Below are 15,614 nucleotides of genomic sequence, written 5' to 3'. Positions count from 1 at the left end.
CGACCCGGACCTCGGCGAGGCGGTCGCCGAGCGTGGCGGCGAAGGACTTCAGGACGGCCTTGCGCAGGCTCCTCGACCCGGCCGCGGCCGGGCCCGAACAGACCGGTCTCGCCCTGGTGCGCGACGCCGAGCAGGCCCTCGCCCTGCTGCAGGACTGGCTGGCCGGCGACGGCGGGACGCTGGCCCTGGCCACCGAGCACGCCGTCGCCACCCACCCCGGCGAGGACGTCCCCGACCCGGCGGCGGGCGCCGTCTGGGGCCTGGTGCGCGCCGCGCAGGCCGAGCACCCGGAACGGCTGCTGCTGGTCGACCTCGACGGCGCCGCCGAGTCGCTCGCCGCCCTACCCGCCGCCGTGGCCGCGGGAGAACCCCAACTCGCGCTCAGGTCGGGCGAGTTGCTGGTGCCCAGGCTGGTCCGTGGCCGGGCCTCCGGGCTGCTGGAGCCCGCCCCCGGGCCCTGGCGGCTGGACACCGACACCCCCGGCAGCCTGGACAGCCTCGCCGCGCTGCCCGCCCCCGAGGCCGAGCGGCCGCTGGCACCCGGCGAGGTCCGGCTCGCGGTGCGCGCCGCCGGGCTCAACTTCCGCGACGTGCTGATCGCCCTGGGCGTCTACCCGGGCGGCGCCCGGATCGGCGCCGAGGCGGCCGGCACCGTGCTGGAGACCGGCCCCGGCGTGGAGCGGCTCCGGGTCGGCGACCGCGTCGCCGGCCTGGTCCAGGGCACCCTCGGACCGGTCGCGGTCACCGACCACCGGCTGCTGGTGCGCGTCCCCGACGGGTGGAGCGACGCCCAGGCCGCCACCGTGCCGGTGGCCTTCCTGACCGCCTACCACGGCCTGTACGACCTGGCCGGGCTGCGGCCGGGCGAGCACGTGCTGGTCCACGCGGCGACCGGCGGCGTCGGCCAGGCCGCCGTCCAACTCGCCCGCCACGGCGGCTCGGTGGTGTACGGGACGGCGAGCCCCGGCAAGTGGGAGGTGCTGCGCGGGCTCGGCCTGGCCGACGAGAGGATCGCCTCCAGCCGCACCCTGGACTTCGAGGCCGGCTTCCGGGAGGCGTCCGGCGGCCGGGGCGTGGACGTGGTCCTGAACGCGCTGGCCCACGAGTTCACCGACGCCTCGCTGCGCCTGCTGACGCCCGGCGGGCGGTTCGTCGAGATGGGCAAGACCGACCCGCGCGACCCGGCCGTGGTGGCGCGCGAGCACGGCGGCGCAGCGTACCTGGCGTTCGACCTGTTCGACGTGGACCCCGACCGGATCGCCGCGATCCTCGCCGAACTCGCCCCGCTGTTCGCGTCCGGCGCGCTCACCCCGCTGCCGGTCCGGGCCCAGGACGTCCGGCACGCGCCGCAGGCGGTGCGCCGGCTCAGCCAGGCCCGGCACACCGGCAAGCTCGCGCTGACCGTGCCCGCCCCGCTCGCCGCCGACGGCACCGTCCTGGTCACCGGCGGAACCGGTGCGCTCGGCCGGCTCGTCGCCCGCCGCCTGGTCACCCACCACGGCGTGCGCCACCTGCTGCTGGCGAGCCGTCAGGGCGTCCGCGCCCCCGGCGCCACCGACCTGCTCGCCGAACTCGCTGAGCTCGGCGCGGAGGCCGCCGTCACCTCCTGCGACCTGGGCGACCCGGCCGCCGTCGACGCCCTGGTCGCCGCCGTCCCCGCCGCGCACCCGCTCACCGCGGTGGTGCACACCGCCGGCGTCCTCGACGACACGGTCCTGACCTCGCTCACCCCCGAACGGCTGCGCCGGGTGGTGCGGCCCAAGGCCGAAGCGGCCTGGCACCTGCACCGCGCCACCGCCGGGCTCGACCTCGCCGCGTTCGTGCTGTTCTCCTCCGCGGTCGGCGTCCTCGGCAACCGCGGCCAGGCCAACTACGCTGCCGCCAACGCCCAGTTGGACGCGCTCGCCCAGCACCGGCGGGTCCGCGGCCTGCCCGCCGTCTCGCTCGCCTGGGGCCACTGGGCGGAGGCCGGCGGCATGGCCGCCGGGCTCGGTGCGGCCGAGACCGAGCGGCTGGCCGCCACCGGCCTCGCCCCGATGGACAACGCCCACGGCCTGGCCCTGTTCGACACGGCCCTCGGCGACAGCGGCGGCGCCCCCGGCACCCCGTACGCCCTGCTGGTGACGGCCCGGATCGACACGGCGGCCGTCCCCGCCGAGCGGCTGGCGCCGGTGCTGCGCGCGCTGGCCCGGCCCCGCCCGCAGCGGGCCGCCGCCGACGGCCCCGCCGTCCTGGCGGCCAGGCTGGCCGGTGCCACCCCGGCCGACCGGGAACGGCAGCTGCTGGCCCTGGTCCGGGCCAGCGCGGCCGACGTGCTGGGCCACCCGGACGCCGCCGCGATCCGGCCCGACCTGGGGTTCATGGACGCCGAGTTCGACTCGCTGAGCGTGATCGAGCTGCGCAACCGGGTCAACGCCGCCACCGGACTGCGGCTGCCGACCACCGCCCTCTTCGACCACCCCACCCCGGCCGCCCTGGCGGCCCACCTCGCGGAGCGGCTCACCCCGGCCGCGAAGCCCGCCGCGCCGCCCGCCGCGGCGCCGGACGCCGCCGAGGAGTTCGACCGCCTGGAACGGGCCCTCGCGGCCCTCGACGACCACCCCGAGGCGCGCGCCGACGCCGCCGCCCGGCTCACCGGCCTGCTGGCCGCCCTCGGCGCACCCGCGCCGGACGCGCAGGGCGACGACCTCGCCGCCCGGATAGGCGAGGTCAGCAACGACGACATCTTCGACTTCATCGACAACGAGCTCGGGATCTCCTGAGGAAGGCACGCAGAGATGAGCACGAACGAGCAGAAGCTCCGCGACTACCTCAACAAGGTCGCCACCGAGCTGCACCAGACCCGCCAGCGGCTGCGCGACGCGGAGGCCAGGGCCGCCGAGTCCGCCGGCCCCGACGAGCCGATCGCCATCGTCGGCATGGCCTGCCGCTTCCCCGGCGGCGCCGACACCCCCGACGCGCTGTGGCGCCTGGTCGCCGACCAGCGCGACGTGATCGGCCCGTTCCCCGCGGACCGCGGCTGGGACCTCGACCACCTCTACGACCCCGACCCGGACACGCCCGGCCGCAGCTACGCCCGCGAGGGCGGATTCCTCTACGACGCCGGGGAGTTCGACGCCGCGTTCTTCGGCGTCTCGCCACGCGAGGCGCTGGCCGCCGAGCCCCAGCAGCGGCTGCTGCTGGAGACCGCCTGGGAGGCGCTGGAGGACGCCGCGATCGACCCGGCCGTGCTGCGCGGCACCCGCACCGGCGTGTTCGCCGGCGTGATCGCCCAGGAGTACGGCCCGAGCATGCACCACCTGCCCGCCGAGCAGACCGACGGGTACGTGCTCACCGGCACCACCACCTCCGTCGCCTCCGGCCGGATCGCCTACACGCTCGGCCTGGAGGGCCCGGCGGTGACCGTGGACACCGCCTGCTCCTCCTCGCTGGTGGCCGTCCACCTCGCCGCCCAGGCGCTGCGCGCCGGGGAGTGCTCGCTGGCGCTGGCCGGCGGCGCCACCGTGCTCTCGGCGCCCGGACTGTTCATCGAGTTCTCCCGGCAGCGCGGCCTGGCGCCCGACGGGCGCTGCAAGCCGTTCGCGGCCGCCGCGGACGGCACCGGCTGGGGCGAGGGCGCGGGCCTGCTGGTCCTGGAGCGGCTCTCCGACGCCGTGCGCAACGGCCACCGGGTGCTGGCGGTGGTCCGCGGCTCCGCGGTCAACCAGGACGGCCGCAGCAGCCAGCTCACCGCGCCCAGCGGGACCTCGCAGCAGCGGGTGATCCGGCAGGCGCTGGAGTCGGCGGGCCTCGGCGCGGCCGAGGTGGACGCGGTGGAGGCGCACGGCACCGGTACCCGGCTCGGCGACCCGATCGAGGCACAGGCGCTGCTCGCCACCTACGGGCAGGAGCGCACCGAGCCGCTGTGGCTGGGTTCGGTGAAGTCCAACATCGGGCACACCCAGGCGGCCGCGGGCGTGGCGGGCGTGATCAAGATGGTGCAGGCGATCCGGCACGGCGTGCTGCCGCGCACCCTGCACGTGGACGAGCCGTCCCCGCACGTGGACTGGGAGGCGGGAGCGGTCCGGCTGCTGACGGAGGCTCAGCCGTGGCCGGAGGCGGGCCGTCCGCGCCGGGCGGCGGTGTCGGCATTCGGCGTCTCCGGCACCAACGCGCACCTGATCATCGAGCAGGCCCCGGCCGAGGCGCCCGCGGCGCCCGCCGAGGCCGACCCGGTGCAGGCCCCGCCGGTGCTGCCGTTCGTGCTGTCCGCCCGCACCCCCGAGGCGCTGCGGGCGCAGGCCGCGCAGGTCGCCGACGCGCTCGCGCACGCCGACCCGTTCGACGCCGCCCACCAGCTGGCCCGCGGACGGGCCCACCTGGAGGAGCGGGCCGTCGCCGTGGGCACGCCGCAGGCGCTGCCCGCGTTCGACGACCCGGCGGTGGTCCGCGGCCGGGCCGGCACCCCCGGCAAGGTGGTCTTCGTCTTCCCCGGCCAGGGCTCCCAGTGGACCGGCATGGCCGCCGGACTGCTCGACACCGAACCGGTCTTCGCGGCCGCCCTGGAGGAGTGCGCAGCCGCCCTCGCCCCGCACACCGACTGGTCGCTGCTGGACGTGGTGCGCGGCCTGCCGGGCACCCCCGACCCGGACCGGGTGGACGTGGTCCAGCCCACCCTGTGGGCGGTCATGGTCGCCCTCGCCGACCTGTGGAAGGCGTACGGCGTACACCCCGACGCGGTGGTCGGCCACAGCCAGGGCGAGGTGGCCGCCGCCTACGTCGCCGGCGGGCTCACCCTGCCCGACGCGGCCCGGATCGTCGCCCGCCGGGCCCAGGCGCTCGCCACCCTCTCCGGGCGCGGCGGCATGCTGTCCGTGCCGCGCCCGCTCGCCGAGGTCGAGGCGCGGATCGCCGACCGGCCCGGCCGGCTGTCCATCGGCGTGGTCAACGGACCGGAGTCCACCGTGGTCTCCGGCGACCTCGACGCGCTGGCCGAACTCGCCGACTCCTACGGCGCCGAGGGCGTGCGGGTCCGCCCGGTCAACATCGACTACGCCTCGCACTCGGTGCAGACCGACGCGCTGCGCGCGGACCTGCTCGAGCTGCTCGCCCCGGTCCGCCCGCGGGCCGGCACCGTCCCGCTGCTGTCCACCGTCACCGGCGACTGGCAGGACACCGCCGGACTCGACGCCGGGTACTGGTTCCGCAACCTGCGGCAGACCGTCCGCTTCGAGCAGGCCACCCGGCGGCTCGCCGCCGACGGCCACACCGTCTTCGTCGAGATCAGCCCGCACCCCGTGCTCACCGGCGCGATCGAGGACACCCTCGCCGACGCCGGTCCGGCCGACCCCGTGGTCACCGGCTCGCTCCGCCGCGACCAGGGCGGCCGCGACCGCTGGCTCACCTCGGTCGCCGAACTGCACGTCCGCGGCGTCGCCGTCGACTGGACCCCCGCCTTCGCCGGCCGCACCCCGCGCCACGCCGACCTGCCCACCTACCCGTTCCAGCGGCAGCGGTACTGGCTCGACGCGACCCGCTCGCCCGAGCACCTGCTCGGCGGCGCGGCCGCCCCCGACGGCCGGTTCTGGGACCTGGTCGCCGACCGCGACGCGGGCCGGCTCGCCGAGGAGATCGGCGTCGACGGCGAACGCCTCGCCCCCGTGCTGCCCGCGCTCGCCACCTGGTGGGACCGACGGCGCGCCGCGAGCACTGCCGACGCCTGGCGCCACCGGGTGGTCTGGCGGCCGACCGCCGTCCCCAACACGCCCACCGCGCAAGGCAGCTGGCTGCTCGTCACCGCCCCGGAGCACGCCGACCACCCCTGGACGGCCGCCCTCGCCGGGGCGCTCACCGCCCTCGGCGCCCGCACCGCGGTGCTGCCCGTCACCGGCGACCGCGTGGAGCTCGCCGAGGCCCTGCGCGCCGCCGGCCCGCTCGCCGGCGTGGTCTCCCTGCTCGCCCTGCGGACCGGCGCCCACCCCGAGCACCCCGCCCTGCCCCACTGGTACGCGGACTCCGTCGCCCTCGCCCAGGCCCTGGACGACGCCGAGGCCCCCGCCCCGCTCTGGTACCTGACCCGCGGCGCGGTCGCCACCGCCACCTCCGACCCGGTCACCGACCCCGAGCAGGCCCTCGTCTGGGGCTTCGGCGCGATCCTCGCGGTCGAGCAGCCCGGCCTGCACGGCGGCCTGCTCGACCTGCCCGCCGAACCCGACGACCGGCTCTGGCAGCAGGCGGCCGCGCTGATCGCCGACGCGCGCGCGGACCGTGAGGTCGAGCTCGCGCTGCGCCCGGCCGGCGCGTTCGCCCGCCGCCTGGTCCCGGCCGCCCCGGCGGGCGAGGCCGCCGACCCCTGGCAGCCGCACGGCACCACCCTGATCACCGGCGGCACCGGCGCGCTCGGCGGCCACGTCGCCCGCTGGCTCGCCACCCGAGGCGCCGAGCACCTGCTGCTGGTGAGCCGGCGCGGCGCCGAGGCGCCCGGCGCCACCGAGCTGGCAGCCGAACTCGCCGGGCTCGGCGCCCGCGTCAGCTTCGCCGCCGCCGACGTCGCCGACCGCGACGCGCTGGCCGCCGTGCTCGCCGGCATCCCCGCGGACGCGCCGCTGACCGCGGTGGTGCACACCGCGGCCGCCCTGCACGACGACCTGATCCCCGGCCTGACCCCCGGACAGCTGGCGCAGGCCCTGCGGGCCAAGGTCGGTGCCGCCGCCCTGCTGCACGAGCTGACGGTCGGTCAGCAGCTCGACGCGTTCGTGCTGTTCTCCTCCGTCGCCGGACTGTGCGGCATCCCCGGCCAGGCCAACTACGCGCCCGGCAACGCCTACCTGGACGCCCTCGCCGACCACCGCCGGGCCGCCGGACTGCCCGCCACCTCCGTCGCCTGGGGCCACTGGGCCGGCGACGGCATCGCCGCCGACGGCGCCGAGCAGCAGCTGTACCGGCACGGCCTGGTCCCGCTCCCGCCGTCCGGCGCGGTCGAACTCCTCGGCCAGGCCCTGGACCACGGCGACACCCACCTGGTGGTCGTCGACGCGGACTGGTCGCGGCTCTACCACGGCCGCCGGCACCCGCTGGCCGCCGAACTGCTGCCCGCCGCCCAGGACTCCGCGCACCGGACCGCCCCGGCCGCCGACTCCGGCCTGCTCGAGCGGCTGGCCGCGCTGCCCGCGGCCGAGCGCCGCCGCAGCCTGCTCGGCGTGGTGCGGGCCGAGGCCGCCGCCGTGCAGCGGCACCGCTCGGTGGACGCGGTCGACCCGACCCGGGCCTTCCGCGAGCAGGGCTTCGACTCGCTCACCGCCGTCGAGTTCCGCAACCGCCTCGGCGCGGCCACCGGACGGCGGCTGCCCGCTACCGTGGTCTTCGACCACCCGACCCCCGCCGCGCTCAGCGACTGGCTGGCCGACGAGCTGTGGGGCGCGCAGCCGGGACCGGACGAGGCGGCGACGGTGCTCGCGGCCGCGGACGACGACCCGGTCGTCATCGTCGGCATGGCCTGCCGCTACCCCGGCGGGGCCGGTTCGCCCGAGGACCTGTGGCAGCTTGTCCACGACGGCGTCGACGCGCTCACCGAGTTCCCCGCCGACCGCGGCTGGGACCTCGCCAACCTGTACAGCCCCGACCCGGACCGGCCCGGCACCTCCTACGCCCGGCACGGCGGATTCCTCGACGCCATCGGCGACTTCGACGCCGAGTTCTTCGGCATACCGCCGCGCGAGGCCCCCGCCGTCGACCCGCAGCAGCGCCTGCTGCTGGAGACCGCCTGGGAGGTGTTCGAGCGCGCCGGGATCGACCCGACCGCGCTGCGCGGCAGCCGCACCGGCGTCTTCGCGGGCATCTCCGGCCGCGACTACGCCACCGGCGTCCGGCAGGCCCCCGAGGAGCTGGAGGCCTACCTCGGAATCGGCAACGCGGGCAGCGTCGCCTCGGGCCGGATCTCGTACACCTTCGGGTTCGAGGGGCCGGCGGTGACCGTGGACACCGCGTGCTCGTCCTCACTGGTCGCGCTGCACCTGGCGGCGCAGTCGCTGCGCTCCGGGGAGAGCGACCTCGCGCTGGCCGGCGGCGTGCTGCTGATGACCACCCCGACCACCTTCGTCGAGTTCTCCCGGCAGCGGGCGATGTCGCCCGACGGGCGCTGCAAGGCGTTCGCGGCCTCCGCGGACGGCACCGGCTGGGCGGAGGGCGCCGGCGTGCTCCTGCTGGAGCGGCTCTCCGACGCCCGCCGCCACGGCCACCGGGTGCTGGCGGTGGTCCGGGGCAGTGCGGTCAACCAGGACGGCGCGTCCAACGGCCTGACCGCCCCGAGCGGGCCGTCGCAGCAGCGGGTGATCCGGGCCGCGCTCGCCAACGCGGGTCTGACGGCCCGTGAGGTCGACGCGGTCGAGGCGCACGGCACCGGCACCACGCTGGGCGACCCGATCGAGGCGCAGGCGCTGCTCGCGACCTACGGGCAGGACCGCGACCACCCGCTGTGGCTGGGCTCGGTGAAGTCCAACATCGGGCACACCCAGGCCGCGGCGGGCGTGGCGGGCGTGATCAAGATGGTGCAGGCGATCGAGCACGGCGTGCTGCCGCGCACCCTGCACGTGGACGAGCCGTCCCCGCACGTGGACTGGGAGGCGGGCGCGGTCCGGCTGTTGACGGAGGCTCAGGACTGGCCCGCGGTGGACCGTCCGCGCCGGGTCGGCGTCTCGGCGTTCGGCGTGTCCGGCACCAACGCGCACGTGATCATCGAGCAGGCCCCGGCCGAGGAGCCCGCGGCGCCCGCCGAGGCCCCGCCGGTACTGCCGTTCGTGCTCTCCGCCCGCACCCCGGAGGCGCTGCGGGCGCAGGCCGCGCAGGTCGCCGACCTCGCGGAGCGGGCCGATCCGCCGGCCCTGGCGCAGGCGCTGGCCGTGTCGCGGGCGCACCTGGAGGAGCGGGCGGTGGTCCTCGGCGACCCGGCCGCGCTGCGGACCTTCGACGGACCCGCCGTGGTCCGCGGCACCGCCGGCTCCGGCGGCCTGGCCTTCCTGTTCTCCGGTCAGGGGAGTCAGCGGGTGGGGATGGGTCGTCAGTTGTACGGCGCCTTCCCGGTGTTCGCGTCGGCGTTCGATGCGGTGGAGCGGGCGTTGGGGTTCCCGGTGGGTGAGGTGATCGCGACGGGCGAGGGTCTGGATGACACGGGGTGGACGCAGCCGGCGTTGTTCGCGGTGGAGGTGGCGCTGTTCCGGTTGTTCGAGTCGTGGGGGGTGCGGCCGGACTTCGTGGCGGGGCACTCGATCGGTGAGGTGGCGGCGGCGCATGTGGCGGGTGTGCTGTCGTTGGAGGACGCGGCGCGGTTGGTGGTGGCGCGCGGCCGGTTGATGCAGGCGCTGCCCGGCGGCGGCGCGATGGTCGCCGTCGAGGCCACCGAACAGGAGGTCACCGTCGTCCTGCGCCCGGGGGCGGAGATCGCGGCGGTCAACGGGCCGCGCTCGGTGGTGGTGTCCGGCGACGAGGAGGCGGTGCTCGCGGTCGCGGCCCGGTTCCCGGACCGGCGGACCCGGCGCCTGCGGGTCAGCCACGCCTTCCACTCCGCCCACATGAACGGGATGCTGCCCGCGTTCGAGGCCGTGCTCGCGACGCTGACCTTCCACGCCCCCGAGCTGCCGGTGGTCTCGAACCTGACGGGCCGTCCGGCCATGGCCGCGGAACTCACCGACCCCGACTACTGGGTGCGGCAGGTCCGCGAGGCGGTCCGGTTCGCCGACGTCGTCGACACACTGGCGGCCGAGGGCGTCACCGGGTTCCTGGAGCTCGGCCCGGACGGCACCTTGGCCGGCCTGGTCGGGCGTGCGATCGACGGCGCGGTGACGGCGGCGGCGCTGCGCCGCGACCGTGACGAGGCGCAGGCCGTGCTGACCGCCCTGGCCCGCCTGCACGTCCACGGCCACCACGTCGACTGGACTGCCCTGTTCGGCGGCGCCCGCCGCCCGCTGGTCGACCTGCCTACCTACCCGTTCCAGCGCCGCCGCTACTGGCTGGACGCCGACGCGGCCGCCGCGGACGCGGGCGGCCTCGGACTCGGCACGGTGCGCCACCCGATCCTCACCGCGGCCCTCACCCCGGCGGGCACCGGCGGCGTCCTGCTCACCGGACGGCTGTCGCTCGCCACCCACCCGTGGCTCGCCGACCACGTCGCCCACGGCACGGCCATCGCGCCCGGCGCGGCCCTGGTCGAGCTGGTGATCCGGGCGGGCGACGAGGTCGGGGCGGGCGTGCTCGACGAACTCGTCGTCGAGGCCCCGCTGGTGCTGCCGGAGCACGGCGCGCTGCAGGTGCAGGTGGCGGTCGGCGAGGTCGACCCGCAGGGCCTGCGCAGCGTCGCCGTCCACTCCCGGACCGGCACGGACCCGGACTGGACCCGGCATGCCACCGGCCGGCTCGCCGAGGCCGCCGCGGCCCCGTCGGCGCACGAGGACGAGCCGCTGCCGGCCGACGCCGAGGAGATCCCCGCCGAGGAGGCCTACGAGCTGCTCGCCGCCGTCGGGCTGGCCTACGGGCCCGCCTTCCGCGGCCTGCGGTCCGTCCGCCGCTCCGGTGCGGTGCTGACCGCGGAGGCCGTCCTGCCCGCCGAACTCGCCGCGGACGCCGCCCGGTTCGGCATCCATCCGGCGCTGCTCGACGCCGCCGCCCAGCTGCCAGCCCTGCACGGCGGGCCGGCCGCCGGCCGTCGCCTGCCGTTCGCCTACCGCGGCGTCACCCTGCACGCGACCGCCGCCACCGAGCTGCGGATCCGGGTGACCGCCACCGGTCCCGACCAGTACGCCCTGCGGGCCGACGACCCGGACGGCCGTCCGGTGGTGTCGATCGACGCCCTGGTCACCCGGCCGGTGGCCGACACCTCCGCCGCGTCCTCGGTCGGCCGGGACTCCCTCTTCACCGTCGACTGGGCGCAGGTGCCGGTCGGCTCGTCGGCGGGGGAGCAGTTCGAGGAGCTGCGGGTCGAGGGGTGGTCGTTGGCGGAGGTGCTGACGGGTGTTCAGGAGTGGCTGTCGGCACACGAGTCGGGACGGCTGGCCGTGGTGACCCGGGGTGCGGTGGGGGAGTCGCCGGAGTTGGCGGCCGCGCCGGTGTGGGGTCTGCTGCGCTCGGCGCAGTCGGAGCACCCGGATCGGCTGGTGCTGGTGGATACGGACGGGTCGTCGGCGTCGGAGGAGGTGCTGGCCGCCGCGGTCGCCACGGGTGAGCCCCAACTCGCCCTGCACGAGGGTGTGGTGACGGTGCCGCGGCTGGTGCGCGCGGTCCGCCCTGCGGACGCTGCGGCGCCCGGCTGGGATCCGGATGGCACGGTGCTGATCACCGGTGGGACGGGTGTGCTGGGCGCGTTGCTGGCCCGGCACCTGGTGGCCGAGCGCGGTGTGCGGCGCCTGCTGCTGCTGTCCCGTCGCGGTGCGGACGCGCCGGGCGCGGCGGAGTTGCGGGCGGAGCTGGAGGCGGCGGGCGCGAGCGTCACGCTCGCAGCCGTGGACGTGGCCGACCGGGCCGCGCTGGCGGCGGTGATCGCCGCGGTTCCGGCCGCGCACCCGCTGACCGCGGTGGTGCACACCGCCGGTGTGGTCGACGACGGCGTCTTCACCTCGCTCACGCCCGAGCGGCTGGCCGCGGTGTGGGAGCCGAAGGCCGAAGCCGCCCGCCATCTGCACGAACTGACGCGTGGTCACGACCTCGCCGCGTTCGTCCTGTACTCCTCCGTCGCGGGCGTACTGGGCTCGTCCGGCCAGGCGAGCTACGCGGCCGCCAACACCTACCTGGACGCGCTCGCCGCGCACCGCCGTGCGATCGGCCTGCCCGCCCAGTCCCTGGCCTGGGGCCAGTGGGCCGAGGCCAGCGGCATCACCGGCCACCTGACGGCCACCGACCACGCCCGCCTCGCCCGGTTCGGCATCCGCCCGATCGGCAGCGCCGAGGGGATGGAACTCTTCGACGCCGCAGCGGAGTTCGACGTGGCCGCAGTGGTCCCGGCCCCGCTCGACCTGGCCGCCCTGGCCGGCCGCCCGGTGCCCACGCTGCTGCGCGGCCTGGTCCGCCCCGCCCGCCGGGCGGCCGGCGCCGGCCCCGCCGCCGACGCGGGCCTGGCCCGGCGGCTCGCCGCGCTGCCCGACTCCGCCGAGCGCCGTGCCGAGGTGCTGCGGCTGGTCCGCGCCGAGGTGGCGGCCGTCCTGGGCGGCGACGCCGAGACGGTCGGCGCCGCCCGCGCCTTCACCAGCCTCGGACTGGACTCGCTCACCGCCGTCGAACTGCGCAACCGGCTGACCGCCGCCACCGGCCTGCGGCTGTCGGCGACGCTGGTGTTCGACCACCCCAACCCCGGCGCCCTCGCCGACCACCTGCTCGCCGAACTGGTCGGCGTCGCCGAGGTGCAGGCCCCACTGCCGGTCGCCGCGGCGCCGCGCGCCGACGAGCCGATCGCGATCGTCGGCATGGCCTGCCGCCTGCCCGGCGGGGTCACCAGCCCCGACGAGCTGTGGCGGCTGGTCGCCGAAGGCCGCGACGCCATCGGCGAGTTCCCCGACGACCGGGGCTGGGACCTGGAGTCCCTGTACTCGCCGGACCCGGACAGCCCCGGCACCTCGTACACCCGGCACGGCGGATTCCTCGACCGGGCCGCCGAGTTCGACGCCGCCTTCTTCGGCATCTCGCCGCGCGAGGCGCTCGCCACCGACCCGCAGCAGCGGCTGCTGCTGGAGGCGGGCTGGGAGGCGATGGAGGACGCCGGGATCGACCCGGCGGCGCTGCGCGGCAGCCGCACCGGCGTGTTCGCCGGCGTGATGTACCACGACTACGCGCCCCGGGTCCGCGAGGTCCCGGCCGAGCTGGAGGGCTGGCTCGGCAACGGCACGGCGGGCAGCGTGGCGTCCGGCCGGATCTCGTACACCTTCGGGTTCGAGGGGCCGGCGGTGACGGTGGACACCGCGTGCTCCTCGTCGCTGGTCGCGCTGCACCTGGCGGCGCAGTCGCTGCGCTCCGGCGAGTGCGACCTGGCGCTCGCGGGCGGCGTCGCGGTGATGTCCACCCCGACCACCTTCGTCGAGTTCTCCCGCCAGCGCGCCCTGTCGGCGGACGGCCGCTGCAAGGCGTACGCCGGGGCCGCCGACGGCACCGGATGGGGCGAGGGCGTCGGACTGCTGCTCGTCGAGCGGCTCTCCGACGCGCTCCGCAACGGGCACCGGGTGCTGGCGGTGGTCCGCGGCAGCGCGGTCAACCAGGACGGCGCGTCCAACGGCCTGACCGCCCCGAGCGGGCCGTCGCAGCAGCGGGTGATCCGGCAGGCGCTGGCCGCCGCCGGCCTCTCCACCGCCGAGGTGGACGCCGTCGAGGGCCACGGCACGGGGACGCGGCTCGGCGACCCGATCGAGGCGCAGGCGCTGCTCGCCACGTACGGCCAGGAGCGCGAGGAGCCGCTCTGGCTCGGCTCGTTGAAGTCGAACATCGGCCACACCCAGGCCGCCGCCGGCGCCGCGGGTGTGATCAAGATGGTGCAGGCGATCCGGCACGGGGTGCTGCCGCGCACCCTGCACGTGGACGAGCCGTCCCCGTACGTGGACTGGGAGGCGGGCGCGGTCCGGCTGCTGACGGAGGCTCAGGACTGGCCCGAGAGCGGGCGTCCGCGCCGCGCCGGGGTGTCCTCGTTCGGCGTCTCCGGCACCAACGCGCACGTGATCATCGAGCAGGCCCCGGCCGAACGGCCGCAGCCCGGCCGCGGACCGACCCCGCCGGCCGTCCCGTTCGCGGTGTCCGCCCGGAGCGGACAGGCCCTGCGGGCCCAGGCCGGACGGATCGCCGAGCTGCTGGACGGCGGCGCCGAACCGGTGGACGTCGCGCACGCCCTGGCCGCCACCCGCGGCGTGCTCGAGGAGCGGGCCGTGTCGGTCGGCGGAGCCCAGGCGCTGCACGCGCTCGCGGCCGGCGACTCCTCGCCGACTGCGGTCCGCGGCACCGCGGACGTCACCGGGCGAACGGTGTTCGTGTTCCCCGGCCAGGGCTCGCAGTGGGCCGGCATGGCGCTCGAACTCCTCGACACCGCACCGGTGTTCGCCGCCCGGATCGGCGAGTGCGCGGTCGCCCTCGCCCCGCACACCGACTGGTCGCTGCTGGACGTGCTGCGCGGCACCCCGGGCGCGCCCGGACTCGACCGGGTCGACGTGGTGCAGCCCGTGCTGTGGGCGGTGATGGTCTCGCTCGCCGAACTCTGGCGCGCGCACGGCGTCCACCCCGACGCGGTGGTCGGCCACAGCCAGGGCGAGATCGCCGCCGCCGTGGTGGCGGGCGGCCTCACCCTGGAGGACGGCGCCCGGGTGGTCGCGCTGCGCAGCCGCGCGATCCTCGCCCTGTCCGGACGCGGCGGCATGGCCTCGGTCGCGCTCCCCGCCGCCCGCGTCGCGGACGACCTCGCCCCGTGGGCCGACCGGCTGTCCGTCGCCGTGGTCAACGGACCGTCGGCGACGGTCGTCTCGGGCGAACCCGGCGCGCTGGCCGAGCTGGTCGCCCGCTACCAGGCGGAGGAGGTCAGGGCCCGGCTCATCCCGGTCGACTACGCCTCGCACTCCGCCCAGGTCGACGAGCTGCGCGAGGAGTTGCTCGAGCTGCTCGCCCCGGTCCGTCCGCGGGCCGGCACCGTCCCGCTGCTGTCCACCGTCACCGGCGACTGGCAGGACACCGCCGGACTCGACGCCGGGTACTGGGCCGCCAACCTGCGCGAGACCGTGCGGTTCGAGGACGCCACCCGGGCCCTCGCCGAACAGGGCCACAGTGTCTTCGTCGAGGTCAGCCCGCACGCGGTGCTGGCGGTACCGCTCCAGGAGACCCTGGAGTCGGCCGGCCTGGCCCGGCGCAGCGCGGTGGCCGGCACGCTCCGGCGCGACCACGGCGGACTCGACCGGTTCCTGCTCTCCGCCGCCGAGTTGTGGGTGCGCGGCACCGACGTCCGGTGGACGGCCGCGGTGGCCGGCGCCCGGCCCCGCCCGGTCGCCCTGCCCACCTACCCGTTCCAGCGGCAGCGCTACTGGCTGGAGGCGACCGTCTCCAACAGCACCGTCACCGTCCCGGCCGCCCCGCAGGCCGGCCCCGCCGACGAGCAGGCGCCGTGGCTCGCCCGGCTCACCGCGCTCGACGACGCGGCCGCCCGCGAAGCGCTGCTGCTCGACCTGGTCCGCCGGGAGTCCGCGGCGGTGCTCGGCCACGAGGACACCACCGGCGTCACCCCGGACCGGGCCTTCCGCGAACTCGGGCTCAGCTCGCTGACCGCGGTCGAACTGCGCAACCGGATCAGCGCCGGCACCGGCCTCGACCTGCCCGCCACGCTGGTCTTCGACCACCCGAGCCCGGCCGCCCTCGCCGCCCACCTGCTGGCCGAACTCCCGCTCGCCGGCGGCGACCGGCCGCTCGACGCCCTGGAGTCGCTGGCCGCCCTGGAGCGCGCCCTCGCCGGTCCCGCCGCACCCGCCGAACTCGACCGGGGATCGGTGCTCGCCCGGCTGCGCGCCCTGGTCGACCGGTGGGAGGTCGAGGGCGAGCTCGACGAAGGCGGCGACTTCGACTTCGAGAACGCCACCGACGAGGAGCTGTTCCAGCTGGTCGAACGCAACTCCGACGCCCACTGACCCCACCGA

Annotated in this window: 2 protein-coding genes; both read left to right on the top strand. The window is 77.2% G+C overall.

Going from position 1 to position 15,614, the window contains the following annotated elements; translation table 11 throughout:
* Positions 1-59: 59 nt before the first annotated feature.
* Positions 60-2,762, top strand: coding sequence for an SDR family NAD(P)-dependent oxidoreductase (locus AB0K51_RS21740; RefSeq protein ID WP_363457933.1), 2,703 nt, complete (start codon positions 60-62; stop codon positions 2,760-2,762).
* Positions 2,763-2,777: 15 nt separating this feature from the next.
* Positions 2,778-15,605, top strand: a complete 12,828-nt coding sequence (locus AB0K51_RS21735) for a type I polyketide synthase (RefSeq protein WP_363457930.1) — start codon at positions 2,778-2,780, stop codon at positions 15,603-15,605.
* The last annotated feature ends 9 nt before the right edge of the window (positions 15,606-15,614 follow it).

Origin of the sequence: Kitasatospora sp. NPDC049285 (genome assembly GCF_040678815.1) — a bacterium.
Taxonomy (GTDB): domain Bacteria; phylum Actinomycetota; class Actinomycetes; order Streptomycetales; family Streptomycetaceae; genus Kitasatospora.
This window is presented reverse-complemented; position numbering and strand designations above follow the sequence as displayed.